We start from the raw sequence: 19569 nt of genomic DNA on the forward strand, positions 1-19569 counted from the left end.
GGCTTCTGCGCGCTGGGGTCGGTGAAGTCCGCCATCGGGCATCTGGAAGCGGCAGCCGGCATCGCCGGCCTGACCAAGGTGATCCTGCAGATGCGCCACGGCATGCTGGCGCCGACGCTGCATGCGGAGACGCCGAACCCCAATCTCGACCTTGCCGCAACGCCCTTCGCGCTCCAGCGGCAGGCGGCGGAGTGGCGGGGGGACGGCCCGCGCATTGCCGGCATCTCCTCCTTCGGGGCGGGCGGCGCCAACGCGCATGTGATCGTCGAGGACTGGCGGGGCGAGGCTCCGAGCGCCGCGCCCGTGACCTTGCCGCAGGCCATCGTCCTGTCGGCACGCACGCCCGAGCAGTTGCGCGCGCAGGCGGAGCGGTTGCTGGCGGCGCTGCGTTCCGGTGCCACGGCGGGCGCGCCTGCTGCCCCGCGGGCGGTTGCGGCCGGCATCGCGGACGACCTTGCCGCCGTGCTCGGCGTTGAGGTGGCCGATATCGATCCGGGCGAGAGCTTCGACGCGCTCGGGCTGGAGCGGCCGGAGCTGCTGGCGCTGCGGCGCCGGCTCGAGGAGCGCTTTCCCGCCGCCCGGCTGCCGTCGCTCGACCGGTTCGCCAGCATCGAGACCCTGGCCGAAGCCCTGGCTGCGCAAGGGCTCTCGGCGGAGAGCAGGACAGCCCTCCCGCTCGACGCGGTCGCCTACACGCTGCAGGTCGGGCGCGAGGCCTTCGCCCATCGTCTCGGCATCGAGGCGGCAAGCGTCGACGAGCTGGTCGCGCGGCTGGGCGATTGGCTCGCGGGCAAGGCAGGAACGGGCACGTATACAGGCGAGGCGAAGGGCACGGACGGGCTGCTTGCGACCCTGCGCGTCGACGGCGTGTTGCAGGAGCTTGCGGAGCGCGCCTGGCAGGAAGGCCGGCTCGACAAGCTGCTGGCATTGTGGGCAGAGGGCATCGATATCGACTGGGCGCGCCTGCCGCGCAGCACCCGCCCGGCCATCGTGTCGTTGCCGACCTATCCTTTCGCGCGGGACCGCTACTGGCTGCCGCAGGCCGAAGCGCCGGCGGGCGGCGAACTGGAACACGCGATCAACGCAGCGCAGGGCGACGCGCGGCTGGAGGCCGAGCAGGACCGGCTCGACCGGCTTGTCGCCTGCGTGCTGGCGGCGCAGCTTGCCCGGGTGCCCGAGGGGGCTGTCACGCAGGACCTCCGCCGCTGGTATCGCGCCGCGCGCGAGCTTTTGGCGCGGGAAGACGGTGAAACCCTCTCCGAGGACGACGCCTGGAGCCGCTGGCGCGCCTGCCGCGAGGAAGACGGCCTCGCACCGCAGATGCGCCTTGCCGAAGCCTCGCTCACGGCCCTGCCGGAAATCCTGACCGGGGTGCGCAAGGCAACCGACGTGCTGTTCCCGCAAGGCTCGCTGGAGCTGGTCGAGGCGGTCTACAAGCAGAACGCGGTTGCCGCGCGCTTCAGCGAGACCCTCGCAAAGGCCGCCGCGAAACACGTCGGCGCAAGCCGGCCGGAGCGCCCCTTGCGCATCCTGGAGATCGGCGCCGGGACGGGCGGGACCAGCGAGCCGGTGTTCGCGGCGCTCGCGCCGCTCGCCGGCCGCATCACTGAGTATTGCTACACTGACGTCTCGCGCGCCTTCCTGATCCATGCCGAGCGCCGCTATGCGGGCCGAGTGCCGGGCCTGAGAACGGCGCTGCTGGATATCGAGAAGCCGCTTGCCGGGCAGGGCGTCGAGGCCGGCCGCTACGATCTCGTCATCGCCGCCAATGTCCTGCATGCGACGGCCGATATCGTGCGCACGCTCAAGACCGTACGCGAGACCATGGCGCCGGGCGGCGTGCTGCTGGTCAACGAGACGAGCCGCGCGACGCTGTTCACCCACGTGACCTTCGGCCTGCTGGAGGGGTGGTGGCGCTTCACCGACGGCGAGCGCCGTATTCCCGGCACGCCGTCGCTGGCGCCCGAAAGCTGGGCGCAAGCCCTGCGGGAGGCGGGCTTCGACTGGATCGCCGGCTCCGGCGAGGTCGAACGGCGCCTCGGCCAGCAGCTCTTTGCCGCGCGTGCCGCAGGTATGGCTGCGCAGGCTGCCGCACCTGCGGAAAGGCCGGCTGCCACCCCGGTTCCGGCATCCCGCCCGCAGGCGGCCCTCAGCGAGCCACGACACGATCTGCGCGGCCTGTTGCTGAGGCTCGTCGCGACGACGCTGAATGTCGCGCCCGAGAGCATCGACACGACGCGCAGCTTCGCCGATTACGGCCTCGACTCGATCCTTGGCGCGGAATTCGCCCATCGCCTGCGCAAGGCGCTCGGCATCCCGTTCGACCAGACGCGCCTGTTCGATTTCGCCAGCGTCGGCCAGTTGGAAGCCTTCCTGCGCCGGGAGCATGCTGACGCGATTGAAAGCCTCGGCAGCTCCGCTGACGCGCCGACCATGCCGCTCGCCGCGCCGGCACCTGCTCCGGCCCCTGTTCCGGCTCCTGTTCCGGCACGGTCGGTGGAAAGCGCGCTAGAGCCCATCGCCATCATCGGCGCCAGCGGACGCTTCGCCGGGTCGCCGACCGTCGAAGAGTTCTGGCGTCACCTGATGGCGGGCGACGACCTGGTCGGCCCGGTTACCCGCTTCGACCTTGCACCGCACTACCGGGACGTGCCGGAGGGCAGCTACGGCCGGCACGGCAGCTTCATCGACGGCGTCGACCGCTTCGATGCGGTGTTCTTCGGCATTTCGGGTCTCGAGGCGACCTGGATGGACCCGCAGCAGCGGCTGTTCCTGGAGGAAGCCTGGAAGACGCTGGAGCATGCCGGCCATGCAGGTGCCGATATCGTCGGCTCGCGCTGCGGCGTCTTTGTCGGCTGCGCCCATGGCGACTATCAGGAACTGTTCCGCGAGCAGCCGCCGGGCCAGGCGTTCTGGGGCAACACCACGTCGCTGATCCCCTCGCGGCTCTCCTACTGGCTGGATCTCAAGGGGCCGGCGATTGCGGTCGACACCGCCTGTTCCAGTTCGCTGGTCGCCGTCCACATGGCCTGCCGCAGCCTGCGCGAGGGCGAGTGCGACATGGCGCTGGCCGGCGGTGTCTTCGTCCAGAGCTCGCCGCGCTTCTTCCTTTATGCCAACCAGGCCAACATGCTGTCGCCGAGCGGGCGCTGCGCCCCGTTCGGGGCCGGCGCGGACGGCATTGTGCCGGGAGAGGCGGTGGCCGCCGTGCTGCTGAAGCCGCTGTCGAAGGCCTTGGCCGATGGCGACACGGTGCATGGCGTCATCCTGGGCAGCGGTACCAATCAGGACGGCACCACCAACGGCATCACCGCCCCGAGCGCGCTGTCGCAGGAGCGCCTGATGCGCGAGATCTATGAGCGCTTCGGCATCGATCCGGCGAGCATTGCCGTGGTCGAGGCGCACGGCACCGGCACCCCGCTCGGCGACCCTATCGAGCACGCGGCGCTAGCCCGTGTGCATGGCGGCGGGCAGGCGGGTGAAAAGCTGCTCGGCTCGGTCAAGGCGAATATCGGCCATGCCACCACGGCCGCCGGCATTGCCGGCCTCATCAAGGCGGTCTGGAGCCTGAAGCACGCCATGGTGCCGCCGGTCCTGCATTTCGGCGGCGGCAACCCTGGCATCGATTTCTCGCAAAGCCCGTTCCGGGTGAACGGTGAGCCGCTTGCCTTCCCCGCAAGTGACGGGATGCCCCGCCGGGCGGCGGTCAGCTCCTTCGGCTTCGGCGGCACCAACGCGCATGCGATCTTGCAGGAAGCGCCATTCCAACCGCAGGCGGCAAGCCTCCTGCCGTCGTTCCTCTTCGTCTTCTCCGCGCGCAACGAGGCGCTGCTGCGCCAGCTCGCCGAACGCATGGCGGAGCATCTGGAGACGGCAGCCGACAGCGAGACGGCCGACATCGCCCACACGCTGCTGGTCGGCCGGCGTCCCATGGCCGAGCGGCTCGCCATCGTTGCCGATGGGACTCGCGATCTTGCCACGAAGCTCCGCGCATGGCTGCGCGGTGAGCGGGCGGAGGGCGTCCAACGCGCATCGGCATCGCCTTCGGGCGAGAGCGGCACTGCAGCGCTTGCGGACGATTGCCGCCGGATTGCCGCTGCCCTCGACGCCTCGCAAGGGGCGGATGGCGATGCCTGGCGCAACGGACTGGAGCGTCTCGCCGGCGCCTGGGTCAAGGGAGCTAAGATCGATGGGGCCGGGCTGTTCGGTTCTGGGCGCCGCCGTGTGCCGCTGCCGGCCTCGCCGCTTGCCGGAAAATCCTACTGGGTGACCGAGGCGCCGAAGGACGCCGCCCGTCAACCGCTATCCCGGGCCGTGGCGGCCGAAACCCCTCGCATCGAGCCGCACCCCGCGCCTGTTGCCTCTGCCGAACCGGCTCTGCCCATTCGCCTTGCCGATCCGGCGGCGCTCGCCGGCCCCTATGCCGTGAGCGCAAGGGACAGGGTTCCGGTGGTGCTTGCGCCGCTGGAGGTCGCCATTGTCTCCCATGCGGCGCAGCCTCCGCAGGAGACGGGCGGCGTGCGCCTTGCCGGCGATCAGGACGGCGTGCGCCAACTGGAGCTGACAGGTCGTTGGACCGAGGCGACACGTCGCGAGCTGGAGCGCGCCCTGCGCGAGGCGGGAGAGGAAGAGGGGCTCCGCGTTGTCGTCGTCCAGGGCGGCGAGGCATGGAATTCCTCGGGCGCGGCCGCCGGCGGCACGATCACCACGGCGCTGCTTGACTGCCCGCTGCCGGTGGTCGCCGTCATTGACGCCCCGGTCGCGGGAGACGGTGCGGCATCCGCTCTGCTGGCCGATTTCGTCATGCGTGCCGAGGGCGCAACCGTCTCTTCCCTGCCGGATCTGCCCGATGGGCTGCCCTGGCAACTTGCCGCGCGCCGGATCGAGAGGGGAGTGGAAGCCGTTGCCGCGAACCGCGTCGAGGCTGCTGCAACGGAGCTCGCCGCCTCCATCGCCGAGGCGCCGCGCGAGGCGCTGGTGCTGCTGAAGGCGCATATGCGCAAGGCGATGCCGCAGCTTGTCGGCGCGGAGCTCACAGGATCGCCGGAGCGTGGCCGTCTGGAGCAGCTCATACGGGAGGTGGGGGCCACAAGTCCGCCTGCGATGTCTTCGCGCCGGGTGCCGCTGGCGACCTCCGTGATGGAACTGGAGGCCTTCCCGGACGGCGTCGTGCTGCTGCGCATGCTGGAGCGCGCGGGCCGCAACACCTTCACCACCGCCTTCATGGACGGGATCGAGGAGGCCTTTGCCGCCATTGCCGCGATGCCGGAGGCAAAGATCGTCGTCCTCACCGGTCACGACGGTTACTTCGCCTGCGGCGGGACGTCCGAGGGCCTGACCGAGTTGCAGGCCGGCGAAGCGCGCTTCACCGACCGGCGCATCTACAGCCTGCCGCTCGCCTGTCCGCTGCCGGTGATCGCCGCCATGCAGGGGCACGGCATCGGCGCCGGCTGGTCGCTCGGGCTCTATTGCGACGCGGCGATCTTCGCGACCGAAGGGCTCTATCACAGCAATTATCTCTGGTACGGCTTCACGCCGGGCGCAGGCGCGACGCTGATCTTCCCGCACCGGCTGGGTGACGATCTCGGCCGGGAAGTGCTGTTCAGCGCGCGCGAGTATCGCGGCCGCGAGCTGGCCGGCCGGGCGCCGCATCTCGATGTGCTGCCGGCCGCGCGGGTGCTGGACGAGGCGCTGGCGCGGGCGCATGCGCTGGCCCGCCAGCCGAAGGCGGAGCTGATTGCGGCGAAGGCGGAAGGGGCGGCCACCGTCGCCCGGCATCTCGACGAGGTGCTGGAGCGCGAATTCGCCATGCATCAGACGACCTTCATCGGCAATGCCCGCGTCCGCGCCCGCATCGCGGAGAAGTTCGGCGACGTGCCGCCGCCGCGAGCGACGATTCCCTCCGCCGGGCGTGCGGACCTGCGGCCGACTATCCGCGAGCGGCTTGTCGCCTCGCTCGCCGAGGACCTGATGATCGACGCGGACGAAATCCGCGACGCGGCCGGGTTCCTGGACCTCGGTCTCGACTCGATCCTCGCCGTCACCTGGATCCGCAAGCTCAACGCGCTGTTCAGGATCGAACTGCCGGCGACCGCCGTCTACGCGCACCCGACGGTCGGTGCGCTGGCCGATCATGTCGCGACGCTCGTTCCGTCCTCGGCGGTTCCGCAGCCCGTGCCTGCGCCGGCAGCACCGGTTGTCGAGGTCGCCCCGCCGCCCGCAACGGGCGGGGCCGACGCGCATCAGGCAGGGATCCGCGAGCGGCTTGTCGCCTCGCTCGCCGAGGACCTGATGATCGACGTGGGCGAGATCCGCGACGACGCCGGGTTCCTGGAGCTCGGTCTCGACTCGATCCTCGCGGTCACCTGGATCCGCAAGCTGAACGCGCTGTTCGGCATCGATCTGCCGGCAACCGCGGTCTATGCGCATCCGACCGTCGGGGCGCTGACCCGCCATGTGGCGGACCTGGCCCCGGTCAAAGCTCCCGCCCCGCTCGCCACCCCGCCCGCCACCCCGGCCGTCTCCCAGATCGCGGCTCCGCCGCCGCCCGCGCCAGCCGCTGCCGCCGTCGCTGCACCCGCTCCGAAGTCCGACGAGCCGCCCGCCGTCGCGATCATCGGCGCGTCCGGGGTCTTCCCGAAGGCCGGCGATCTCGACGCCTTCTGGCGCAACATCCGCGAGGGACGCGACTGCATCGAGGAGATACCGCCCTCCCGCTGGGATGTCGCGCGCTTCTATCATCCCGACCCGGCGCATCCCGGCTCGTCCTATTGCAAGTGGATGGGCGCCCTCGACGGGGTCGACCTGTTCGACGCCCGCTTCTTCGGCATCACTCCGCGCGAGGCGGAGTTGATGGACCCGCAGCAACGGCTGTTCCTGCAGGTCGCCTGGCACGCGATCGAGGATGCGGCCATCGATCCGCAGGCCTTGGGCGGTCAGAACTGCGGCATCTATGTCTCCTCCGGCCCGAGCGGCTACGAAGACCTGATCGAGGAGCGCAACGCCTACAGTCTGCTCGGCAGTTCCGGCTCGATCCTCGCCGCGCGCATGTCCTACCTGCTGGATCTTCGCGGCCCGAGCCTGTCCATCGACACGGCCTGCTCCAGCTCGCTGGTGGCGATTGCCGAGGCCTGCGAGAGCCTCGCTGCCGGCACCTGCGACATGGCACTGGCCGGCGGTGCCTGCGTTCTCATTGGCCCGAAGATGTTCATCGACACGTCCAAGGTCGCGATGCTGTCGAAGGACGGCCGCTGCTTCACCTTCGATGCCCGCGCCAATGGCTTCGTGCCGGGCGAGGGCGTCGGCGCCGTGCTGCTGAAGCGGCTGGACGACGCCTTGCGCGACGGCGATCCGATCCGCGCCGTCCTTCGCGGCTGGGGCACCAATCAGGACGGCCGCACCAACGGCATCACCGCGCCCAACCCGCAGGCCCAGACCGCGCTGATGCGCTCCGTGCAGGCCCGTTTCGGCATCGATCCGGCGACGATCGGCCTCGTCGAATGCCACGGCACCGGCACCCCGCTCGGCGATCCCATCGAGATCGAGGGCCTGCGCGACGCCTTCCACGGCGTGCCGGCGGACGCGGACTGCCGCATTGGTTCGGTGAAGAGCAATATCGGTCATTGTCTCGCCTCTGCCGGTGTCGCCGGTGCACTGAAGGCAATGCTTTCCCTGGAGCAGGCCGAACGGCCGCCGGTGGTGAACTTCGACAGCCTGAACCCGCATATCTCGCTGAAGGGCACGCCCTTCGCGCTGACCCATGCGGCCGAGCCGTGGCCGGAGAAAGGCAGTGCGCCGCGCCGGGCCGCCGTCAGTTCCTTTGGCTTCAGCGGCACCAATGCGCATCTGGTGCTGGAGGAAGCGCCGGCCCCGGCGAGGCCGCCGGCGTCGTCCGGCCCCTGGCTGCTGGTCCTGTCGGCGCGGGACCGCGAGCGCTTGCAGGACTATGCCGCCGGTCTTGAGCGCTTCGTGGCGGCGACGCAGGACCTTGATCTCGGCGCGCTGGCGCAGACGCTGCAGGTCGGGCGCACGGCCTTCGCCAGCAGGCTCGCCTTTGCCTTCGCCGGCCGCGAGGACCTGTTGCGTGCGCTCGCCTCGGTCGCGGCGGGGCATCCGCTCGCTGGGGTGCATGTCTCCGAAGGCGACCGCTCGGCGACCGCACCGTTCGAGGCGGACGCGGAGGCGAGGGCGCTTGTCGCGCGCTGGCTCGCCTCCGGCGACAGGGACCGCCTGTCGCGTGTCGGCGAACTCTGGGCCAAGGGGCTCGCCGTCGACTGGTCGGTGCTGCCGCCGCAAGGCCGCCTGCGACTGCCGGGCTATCCCTTTGCCCGCGAGCGCTATTGGGTCGAGCCGGGCGAGAGAGCCGAGACAGCCGAGGCGGCAACCGTCGTGCCGCCCGCGCTGCAAGCCCATCCGTTGCTGGACGGCGCCGCGACACGTGGCGAGATCGCGCGCTTTTCCGTCTCGCTCACCGGCGATGAGCCTTATCTCACCAGCCATCTGTCCGCCGACCGGCGGCTGGTTCTCGGTCTCTTCCTGCCCGAGCTGGCGCGCGGGGCGCTGGAGCGGGCCGGTGGCAGCCCGGTCCACGGGCTGCGGCATCTGCTGTGGGGGGCACCGCTTGCCGTCAACGGCCACCCGAGGCATCTGACGGTCGTGGTCGGCCACGACGGGCAGGGGCTTCTCTATCGTGTCGTGGCGGACGGCGAGGAAGCCGCGCCCTGGCATTTCGGTGCGGCGGTCGCGGAGGATGAGCTTCCGCCACGGCCGGCTAGGGCGGAACGGCTCGCGCCCGCTGCCGGCACCGATCTTGGCGAGGCCTATCGCGCCTTCGCCGAGCGCTGCGCCATCCATTCGGGACCGCCCGCGCCCGAGGCCGCGAGTGTCGGGAGGGTGAGCCTTGCCGGGGATCGGCTCGTTGCCGAACTGCGGCGCCCGCGCGGCGAGGCGGGCTCGGCGGGCGCCATGCTGTTCGATCCGGCTTGGCTGGATGCGGCTTGGCGGTTGCTGGCCTTCCGGATCGGCGGTCATGCGGATGAGGCGGCGGTTGCCGCCCTTTCGGCACCCGTCGCGATCGAGAGCATGTTCGCCTGGGCGAGTGCCGGCGAGCGGGCCGTGCTTCATGTGGAGGGCGGCAACGGCCTCCCGCTGGTTCTTTCCCTTTACGACGACGAGGGCAATGCGTGCATGGTGATGCGGGACGTGCGGCTGGGATCGCCGGAGGCCGGCGGCAGCCGGATCGGTCTGGCCAGGGAGGCGGCGCGATGAGTGGCAAGATCGCGATCATCGGCGGCGGCCCGACCGGCATCGGCGTCGCGCGCGAGCTGGTCGAGGACGGGTTCGCCGTCGATCTCTACGAGGCTGAGGCCGATCTCGGCGGCGTGTGGAACGCGGAGGCCCCTTGCGGGCGCGCCTATGCCTCGCTTCACCTGATCTCGCCGAAATTCAACACCCAGGTGCCGGATTTCCCGATGCCGGAGGACTATCCGGCCTATCCCAACCATCGCCAGATGCTGGCCTATATCCGCGACTATGCCCGCGCGCATGGCGTCTACGAGCGCGCCCGCTTCAACGCCGCCGTCGAGCGGCTGGAGCCGCAGGCGGGCGGCTGGCGTCTGCGCTCCGCCGCCGGGCACGACGAGACCTATCCGCTGGTGATCGTCTGCAACGGATTGCAGCGGGTGCCGCGCTTCCCCGATACGGCGAACCTCGGAACCTTCACCGGCGAGGTGCTGCACGCCCGCGACTACAAGAGCGCCGAGCAGTTCAAGGATCGGCGCGTTCTGGTCGTCGGCGGTGGCAATTCCGGCTGCGACATCGCCGTCGATGCGGTGCGCACGGCCGCTTGCGTGCATCACAGCACCCGCCGCGGCTACTACTACCAGCCGAAATTCATCAACGGGAAGCCGACCCCGCAATGGATGATGGAGCTCGGCAACAAGTTCGCCACCCGCGAGGAGACGCTGGCCTATATCGAGGAAGTGTTCCGCTTCGCCGGCTATGACGGCGCGGACTACGGCTTGCCGCGCCCGGACTATCCGCTGGACGCGGCCCATCCGGTGATGAATTCGCTGATCCTCTATCACATCGGCCATGGCGGCATCGTACCGAAGGGCGACATCGTCGCGCTGGACGGCAACACGGTCACCTTCGCCGACGGCAGCAGTGGCGAGTTCGACACGATCCTCTACGCCACCGGCTACAGCCGCGACTTCCCCTTCCTTGACCGGGAGCTGCTGGAGTGGAAGGGCGAAATCCCGGACCTCTTCCTGCACTCGACCCCGCGCAACCATGACGGCCTGCTGTTCATGGGCTTCATCAACGCGGCCGGCGGGCTCGGCGACGGGCTGAAGACGCAAGGGCTCTTCGTGCGCAACTATGCCCGCGCTCTCTTCGCCCGCAGCGCCGGGCTCGAGCGCTTCCTGGCGGCGAAGAGGATCGACCAGCCGGATCTCGGGCAGGGCTATTTCATCGACAGCTACCGCCACCGGTGGGAGGCGGATCTGTGGAAGCTGCTGGCCCATATGCGCCGCTATCGCGACATGCTGGCGGAGGGCGATCCGGCACCGGGGCGCGCGCTGACGGAGGCGCTGGCGCCATGACCGACGACCGGCGGGGCGAGGACCTGAAGGCGCGCATGGCGCGGCAGCTCGACCGGGAACTGGTCGAGCGGGCCCGTGCGCGCGCCGCCTCGCGCCGGCCGGAGCCTGAGGATGTGAGCGCGCCGTCCGCGCCGGCAACGCTTGCCGCCCGGCTTGCCGAGGACGTGCACCGGCTGGCGTCGCAGGCGCTGCGCATCCCGCAGGACAAGCTCGACCCGACGGAGAACCTTGCCAATCTCGGCATCGATTCCATCGCGATCACCGAGGTGATGGCGCGCATCTCACGGCACTTCGCGATCACCGTCGCGCCGACGACCTTCTTCGAGGCGAAGCATCTCGACGATCTCGCGGCGATCCTGTTGGCCCGCTACGGCAAGGCGGTGGAGGCCGCCTATGCTGCCCGCGCGCCCGAGCCGGCGCTGGCGAAGGCCGCCCCGACTATTGCCCCGGCACAGCCTCTGCCCACCGCCGGCACGGATGCCGCAGCCGACGTGCCGGAGGCATGGCTCGCCCGTCACCGCGCCTTCGCAACGGGGGAGGGAACCGTACGCTCCGGCGGAGCGGCGCGGCCCGCCCCGCAGCCTCTGGCGGCCGCGGCCGCGACCGGCGAGCAGGTCCCCATCGCGGTGATCTCGATGGAGGGACGCTTTCCGCAAAGCCCGGACCTTGAGACCTTCGCCGCGCATCTGGCGGCCGGCGACGACTGTATCGAGGAAGTGCCGGCGGACCGCTGGGACTGGCGCGCGGTCCATGGAGATCCGAAGAAGGGGCCTTTCACGGATGTGAAATACGGCGGCTTCACGCCGGGGCACGACCTGTTCGACGCGGCTTTCTTCAATATCTCGCCGCGCGAAGCCGAGCTGATGGACCCGCAGCACCGGCTGTTCATGGAATGCGTCTGGAGCCTGATCGAAAAGGCCGGGCATGCACCCGGCTCGCTTTCCGGGCGCAAGGTCGGGCTGTTCCTCGGCATCAACCTGCTCGACTACACCGACATGGTGAACCGGGCCGGCATCATGGATGCCCAGCAGCTCACCGGCCTCGGCCACGCCTTCTGTCCCAATCGGCTGTCCTTCCTGCTCGACATTCACGGGCCGAGCTCGGTCATCGACACGGCGTGCTCCAGCTCGCTCGTGGCGATCCACCGCGCGATGATGAGCATCCGCCATGAAGGCTGCGAGATGGCGATTGCCGGCGGCTCGAACCTGATGCTGTCGCCGATGCAGCACATCATGTTCTCGCAGGTCGGGATGATCACGCCCGACGGGCGCTGCAAGACCTTCTCGGCCGCCGCCAACGGCTATGCCCGCGCCGACGGCGTCGGTGCGGTGCTCTTGAAGCGGCTCGACCTTGCTGAGCGCGACGGCGACCCGATCCTCGGCGTCATCCGCGCTTCCGTCGAGCATCACGGCGGCGGGGCGACCTCGCTGACCGCGCCGAACCCGAAGGCCCAGGCGCGGCTGGTGGCGGAGGCGTATCGCCTTGCCGGCATCGATCCGCGCAGCGTCAGCCTGATCGAGTGCCACGGCACCGGCACGCCGCTCGGCGATCCGGTCGAAGTGGAGGGGCTGAAGACCGCCTTTGCCGAGCTCTACCGCGAGAAGGGTCTGCCTGCGCCGGCCGTGCCGCATGTCGGCCTCGGCTCGGTCAAGTCGAACATCGGCCATGCGGAAACCGCAGCCGGCGTTGCCGGGCTGATCAAGGTGCTGCTGGCGATGCGCGCCGGCACCCTGTTCCGCACGCTCCATTGCGAGGAGCCGAACCCGCTGCTGGAACTGGAGGGAAGTCCCTTCTACCTGTTGCAGGCCGCGCGACACTGGGACCGCCCGGTCGTCGACGGGATCGAGCAGCCGCGCCGCGCCGGGCTCAGCTCCTTCGGTGCGGGCGGCGCCAATGTCCATATGGTGATCGAGGAATATCGCGCGCCGCAGCCTGTGACGACGCCTGTCTCGTCTTCGATGATCGTGCCACTGTCGGCCCGCACGCCGGACGCGCTGGCTGAGGCCGTCCGCCGCTTGCGGCCGCATGTGGCCGGCGCTGATCTCGGCGATCTTGCCTGGACGCTTCAGGTCGGGCGCGATGCGATGCGCGAGCGGATCGCCTTCGTCGCCCGCGATGCCGACGACCTTCTCCGCCAGATGGATGCCGTGCTGGTGGGGGCGGGCGGCGACGCGCTTCGCGGCACGGTTCCGCGCGGCCGGCGCGCCGACGAAACGCTGCTCGACCCTGCCGGCCGCGATCCGCTCGACGTCGCCCGTGCCTGGGTCGGCGGCACCGGCGTCGACTGGCAGCGGCTGCATGCGGGCATGCCGCGCCGGCGCCTCGCGCTTCCCTCCTATCCGTTCCAGCGCAAGCGCTACTGGCTGCCGCTGGAAGCCGCGCCGGCGGCTGTCGCGCCCGGCCTGTCGCCGCAACCGGCCGGCGCCGGCACGTTCGAGATCGAGTTGACGGGGCACGAGTTCTTTCTTGCCGACCACCGGATCGGCGGGCGGGCGGTCCTGCCCGGCGTTGCCTATCTGGAGCTGGTGCGGGCAGCGGCCGTGGAGGCAGGGATTGGGCAGCCGCTCCTGCGCCAGGTCGTCTGGATGAGCCCACTTGCCGTCGAGAAGCCCGTGCGGGTGCGGATCGTCTTTACGCCGGCCGCCGATGGTTCCCGCCGCGCCGAGGTGCTGAGCGTTGCGGCCGGCGAGGAGCCGCGCCTGCATGCGCAGATGCTGGTGGCCGATGGTGTGCCTGAAGCCCCGGCCGCGTCCGATCTGGCGGCCTTGAGGCTGGCGCATTCTCGCGAAGTTCCGGCGGAGCGGGTCTATGCCGCCTTCGACGCCATGGGCCTTGCCTATGGGCCGGGGCACAGGGCGATCCTGTCGCTTGGCCTTGGGCACGACGCGAACGGCGAGCGCTCGGTGCTGGGCCATCTCTGCCTGCCGGACGCGGTGGCGGCGACGGCCAATGCCTACGTCCTGCATCCGAGCCTGCTGGACGGCACCTTCCAGGCCGCCATCGGCCTTGTGCTTGAGGAGGACGGCACGGCGCCGAAAGGCGCAGCGCTGCCCTTCGCCATCGAGGCGGTCGAGATCTTCGGCCCGCTCGACACCGACCTTTGGGTGCATATCCAGCCGCGCCCCGTGTCCGGCGGCGATCCCCGCACCCGGCGCATGGATCTGCTGCTGCTGGACGATGCCGGCACGGTGCGCGTCGCCCTGCGCGGCTTCGCGACCCGCAGCTATGTCGAGGCGCCGCCTCAGGACACCCCGTGCTTCGTGCCGGTCTGGCGCAGCGTCGAGGGGGAGGGCGGAGCGAGCCGGCCCGCCCGGCACCTCGTGCTCGTCGTGCCGGAGGCCGCCAACCGCGAGGAACTGGCCCGGCATCTCCCCGGCGCCGAGGTCAGACCGCTTGCGGGCGCACCCGGACGGGCTCTTGCCGAAATCTTCGAGGCGGCGGCCCTCGATCTGCTCGACGTGCTGAAGGCGCAGACAGGCGGCGCGCTCGTGCAGGTGCTGGTGCCGGACGCGGAGGGGCATGGGGCGCTGTCCGGCCTTGTCGGCCTGCTGCGCAGCGCCGCGCGCGAGCCGTCCGGGCTGACCGGCCAATTGATCGCGCTGGCGCCGGGCCTCGACCCCGCCTCGGTCGCCGCGCACCTCCTGCGAGCGGCCGGCCATCTTCCGCTCGACCGCTTCCGCGCCGGACCGGACGGCCTTGCCGCCGAGATATGGGAAGAGGATGGGAAAGAGATCGGCGGCAGCGCCCTGCCGCTGCGCGACGACGGCGTCTATCTGATAACCGGCGGGACCGGCGGTCTCGGCCGGCATCTGGCGCGGGCGATCCTTGCCTCAGCCCCGCATGCGAAGGTGGTGCTTGCCGGCCGGAGCGCCGCCGCGCTGCATGCCGAAGGCAGGTTGTCCTATGCGGCGGCCGACCTTTCCGACCCGCAGTCGGCGCAGGCGCTGGTGGAGGGGATCCGCTCTCAGCATGGCCGCCTCGATGGCGTGTTCCATGCCGCCGGCGTGTTGCGCGACGAGGCGCTGAAGAAGAAGACGGCGACGCAGTTGCAGGAGGTCTTCGCGCCGAAGGTGCGCGGCCTCGCCAATCTCGACCGGGCCCTCGGCACCGCGCCTCTCGACTTCCTGGTCCTCTTCTCGTCGATCTCGGGCGTGCTGGGCAATCCGGGGCAGGCCGACTATGGCGCGGCCAACGCCTTCCTCGATGGTTTCGCCGAGGTTCGCGAGGCCCGGCGCCGGCGCGGCGCATGTCATGGCCGTACGCTCTCCGTCGCCTGGCCGCTGTGGCGCGATGGCGGCATGGGCATGGATGCCGCCAGCGAGGCCTTGATGCGCCGGACCACCGGCCTCGTGCCGCTGGAAACCGGCGCCGGGATCGACGTGCTGGCTGCCCTGCTGGCCGGCGAGATCGCGCCGGGTGCCGCCCGCGTGCTGGTAACAGTGGGCGAGCGCGAGCGCATCCGCGATCTCGTGGCCCGCACCGCCATCCGCCCGCAGGCGAAAGCCGAGAGCGCGCCGAAGCCCGCCGCAGCCGTCGATACCGGCGATCTCCGGCAGCGGGTCCTGCGCGCGGTCACCGAGGAGGCGGGCGCGATCCTCAAGGTCGCGCTCGACGATCTCGACGCGGACGTGGAACTGACCGAATACGGCTTTGATTCCATCAGCTTCACCCAGTTCGCCAACCGGCTGAACGACCGCTTCGGCCTCGACCTGACGCCGACCCTGTTCTTCGAGCATCCCGTGCTGGAAACGCTCGCCGCGCATCTGGCGGAGCGTCATGCTGCGGCGATGATCGCCGTCCTCGGCGGCGCGCCGGCACCTGAGGCCTTGCTGCCGGTTGCGCCAACGGGTCCCGCGCCGGCGCCTGTGACCGCGACCGTCCCTCGTCCTGCGGCTGTCGCCGAGATCGCCTCCGGGGCCGTTGCCATCATCGGCATGAGCGGCATCTTCCCCGGCGCCGCCGATGTCGCTTCCTTCTGGCGGAACCTCGTCGAGGGCCGCGACTGCATCTCCGAGGTGCCGGCCGAGCGCTGGGACTGGCGCGACTGGTGGGGCGATCCGCAGCGCGAGCCCGGCCGCACCAATGTCAAATGGGGCGGCTTCATCGGCGAGCGGCTTGCGGAGTTCGACGCCGCCTTCTTCGGCATCTCCGCGCCGGAAGCGCGGATGATCGACCCGCAGCAGCGCCTGTTGCTGACCGAGGCCTGGCGCGTGATGGAGGATGCCGGCTACGCGCCCTCGCGCCTTGCCGGCTCGCGCACCGGCGTCTTCCTCGGCACGGCGGACACCGGCTACAGCCGGCTGGTCGCGGCCTCCGGCAGCGGCGTTGAAGGCTACTCGATGACCGGCCTTGCCCCCTCGCTCGGGCCGAACCGGATCAGCTATTACTACGATTTCCACGGCCCCAGCGTTGCCGTCGAGACCGCCTGTTCCAGCGCCCTGGTCGCCGTGCACCGCGCCGTCGAGGCGATCCGCTCGGGCCATTGCGATGCGGCCATCGCCGGCGGCATCAACGCGCTGCTCCTGCCGGAAGCCTTTGTCGGCTTCTCCCGCGCCGGCATGTTGTCGCCCGATGGGCGCTCCAAGCCGTTCTCGGATGCGGCCAACGGCTATGCGCGCGGCGAGGGCGTCGGCCTCGTCTTCCTCAAGCCGCTGGAGGCGGCCGAGCGCGACGGCGACGACATCATCGCCGTCATCCGCGCCTCGGCGGAAAACCATGGCGGCCATGCCGCCTCGCTGACCGCACCCAATCCGAAGGCCCAAGCCGAACTGCTGCGCACCGCCTATCGCGCCGCCGGCTTCGATCCGCGCACCGTCGGCTATATCGAGGCGCACGGCACCGGCACGCCGCTCGGCGATCCGATCGAGGTCGAGGCCCTCTCCGCCGCCTTCGCCGATCTCGCGCGAGAAGCGGAGGAGCGCTTCGGCACCGGCGTCGCGCCGTCCTGCGGCATCGGCTCGGTCAAGTCGAACATCGGTCATCTGGAGCTTGCCGCCGGCATCGCCGGCCTGATCAAGGTGCTGCTGCAGATCCGTCACGGCGAGATGGCGGCAACGCTCCATTGCGACCGGCTCAACCCCTATCTCAAGCTGGAGGGCAGCCCCTTTTATGTCGTGCGCGAGCCGCGCGACTGGCCGCGCATCCGCGACGCGTCGGGCCGCGAGTTGCCGCGCCGGGCGGGCGTCAGTTCCTTCGGCTTTGGCGGCAGCAACGCCCATGTCGTGCTGGAGGAATATGTCGCCGCGCCGGTGGCCCGGCCGGCCGAGACCGGCGCGCCGGCCGTGCTGGTTCTCTCCGCCCGCAGCGAGGACCAGCTCCGCCAGGCGGCAAGCGATCTGCGCCGCCATCTCGACGAGGCGGGAGACGCGGTCTCGCTGGCCGATGTCGCCCACACGCTGCAGGTGGCGCGCGATGCCATGGAGCACCGCCTTGCCTTCGTCGCCAGCGGCAGCAATGAGGCAATCCGGCGGCTCGACGCTTTCCTTGCCGGAGAGGAGACGGGCGGTCTGCATCTCGGCCGGGTGCGGGCGAACCGCGCTGTCATCTCGGTGCTGGAAAGCGATGCCGACCTGAGGCAGGCCGCCGCCGGCCTCGTCTCGCGCGGTCGCCACGACGAGTTGCTGGCCCTGTGGGTGCGCGGGCTCGATGTGGACTGGACGCAGCTTCCCGGCAGCGCCGGACGCAGGCGCGTGCGGCTTCCGGGCTATCCTTTCGCCCGCACGCGCCACTGGGTGCGCGGCGGCGAATCCGCATCGGCGAGTGCCGCAGGCCTGTTGTTGGAGGGGAGCGAGAGCTTCCTGCGCGACCATCTCGTCGGCGGGCGCAAGGTCCTCCCCGGCGTCGTCCAGTTCGAACTTGTGCGGGCCGAGCTCGAACGGCGCGGCTTTGCCGGCCTGCCGCTGGAGTTCACCGGGCACACCTGGCTGCGTCCGGTTGTCGTCGATGCGGCGCCCGTGCGGCTTCAGGTCGAGATGGAGGAGGCCGGCGACGGCTATCGTCTTGTGACCTCCGGCCGCGAGGGCCGGCAGGTGCATGGCGAGGGCCGCGTCCGCGCGGCGCCGGATATCGTATTGCCGCCGGTCGATCTCGATGCCCTGCGCGGAGCCATGTCCGGCGAGACCGACCCTGCCGGGCTCTATGCCCGGTTCGAGGCGCTGGGCCTCGGCTACGGTCCCGCCCACCGGCCGATCACCCATCTTGCGACCGGCAATGGCTGCGTGCTTGCGCGGCTCGAACTCCCCGCAGCCGCAACGGACGGCATGGCCCTGCATCCGTCGATGCTGGACGGCGCGCTGCAGTCGCTGCTGGCGCTCGCAGCGGGCGGCGATGCGGCGCTTACCGTTCCCTATGCCCTGCGCCGCCTTGTGGTGACCGGCCCGACGGAACCGGCCATGTGGGCGGTCGGAGAACGGGACGGGGCCACGCACACGCTCCGGCTCTGCGACGAAACGGGTCGTATTCTGGCGCTTTTCGAGGGCTTTGCCGCCCGCACCGTCAGCCCGTCGGCGCCTGTCCGTCCGCCGGTGGAGGAGGCGCCGTCCACGAGACCAGCCGCAACGGCCGTGCTTCACCGCGTGACCGCAATCGCCGCGCGCGTCTTGGAAGTCGACCCGTCCGCCCTCGACACGGAGACGGAGCTCGGCGAATTCGGCTTCGATTCCATTACGATGACCGGCTTTGCCGCCGCCATCAACGACGAGCTCGACCTCTCGCTGACGCCGGCCGACTTCTTCGAGTTCGCAACGCTTGCCCGCCTCGCGCGCCATGTCGCCGGGCTGATCGGCCCGGATGTCGCGGCCGGCTCCGCGCCGACCACCACGCTGGCGGAGCCGGCCCAGCCCGTGCCGGTGCCCCGCCAACCGGCAGGTGAAACGCTCCTGCCCCTGCGCGATGAGCCGCTGCCGGACGATCCGGTCGTCATCGTCGGGCTGAGCTGCGCCTTCCCGCTGGCGCGCAATGCCGATGCCTTCTGGCAGAACCTCGTTTCGGCGCGCGACTGCATCACCCGCATTCCGCCCGACCGCTGGGACTGGCAGGAGGTGGACGGCGACCCCAAGGCGGATCCCGGCAAGACCAACATCCATTGGGGCGGCTTCATCGACGGCGTGTTCGAGTTCGACCCGCTGTTCTTCAGCATCTCGCCGCGCGAAGCCAAGCTGATGGACCCGCAGCAGCGGCTGATGATGATGCATGCCTGGAACGCCATCGAGGATGCCGGCCATTCGCCGCGCGATCTCGCCGGGCGCAAGGTCGGGGTCTTCGTCGGCACCTCGTCGAGCGGCTATCGCGAGCTCATCGGCGAGGACACCGGCGGCGAAGGATATGTCGCCACCGGCGCGGTGCCCTCGGTCGGGCCCAACCGCATCAGCTATTTCCTCGACCTGCATGGGCCGAGCGAGCCGGTGGAGACCGCCTGTTCCAGCTCCCTCGTCGCGCTGCATCGCGCGGTCCGCTCGATCCGCGACGGCGACTGCGAGATGGCGCTGGTCGGCGGCGTCAACACCATCGTCACGCCGGAAGCGCATATCAATTTCGCCAAGGCCGGCATGCTGTCGCCCGACGGGCGCTGCAAGACCTTCTCGGCGCAAGCGAATGGCTATGTGCGCGGCGAGGGGGCGGGCATGATCCTCGTTCGCCGGCTCTCGGACGCGCTGCGCGACGGCGACCCGATTCTGGCCGTCATTCGCGGCACGGCGCTCAATCACGGCGGGCGGGCGAATTCGCTGACCGCGCCCAATACGCAGGCGCAGGCCGATCTGCTGCGCTCGGCCTATCAGGATGCGGACATCGATCCGTCCACCATCGGCTATCTGGAGGCCCACGGCACGGGCACCGCGCTCGGCGATCCAGTCGAGATCAACGCGCTCAAGACCGTTTTTGCAGGGATCGGCGCCGAGGGCTCCTGCGGCATCGGCTCGGTCAAGACCAATATCGGCCATCTGGAACTTGCCGCCGGCATCGCAGGGGT

General features: G+C 70.6%; 3 protein-coding genes (2 of these 3 cut by a window edge). All 3 read left to right on the plus strand.

Features of this window, described 5'->3' with window-relative positions; translation table 11 throughout:
- Tightly spaced (each overlapping or abutting the next), the 3 genes in view from TSB10P1A_RS23925 to TSB10P1A_RS04455 form a layout consistent with a single transcriptional unit that may run on beyond the window.
- On the plus strand, positions 1 to 9267 hold the end of the coding sequence (locus TSB10P1A_RS23925; RefSeq protein WP_186386688.1) for an SDR family NAD(P)-dependent oxidoreductase. It extends 11421 nt beyond the left edge of the window; 9267 of the gene's 20688 nt are visible here — the last part of the coding sequence; its start codon lies beyond the left edge, outside the window; its stop codon occupies positions 9265 to 9267.
- Positions 9264 to 10601 carry an NAD(P)/FAD-dependent oxidoreductase gene (locus TSB10P1A_RS04450; RefSeq protein ID WP_186386689.1) on the plus strand — a complete coding sequence of 446 codons (1338 nt, stop codon included), beginning with the start codon at positions 9264 to 9266 and terminating at the stop codon, positions 10599 to 10601. The genes TSB10P1A_RS23925 and TSB10P1A_RS04450 overlap by 4 nt, the downstream gene beginning before the upstream one ends.
- Positions 10598 to 19569 carry the start of a non-ribosomal peptide synthetase gene (locus TSB10P1A_RS04455; RefSeq protein WP_186386690.1) on the plus strand. The gene runs 11329 nt beyond the window's last position, so the window shows 8972 of its 20301 coding nt (coding positions 1-8972); its start codon is at positions 10598 to 10600; its stop codon lies off the right edge, out of view. Before TSB10P1A_RS04450 ends, TSB10P1A_RS04455 begins: the two co-directional genes overlap by 4 nt.

This window comes from Stappia sp. TSB10P1A (genome assembly GCF_900185725.1).
GTDB lineage: Bacteria > Pseudomonadota > Alphaproteobacteria > Rhizobiales > Stappiaceae > Stappia.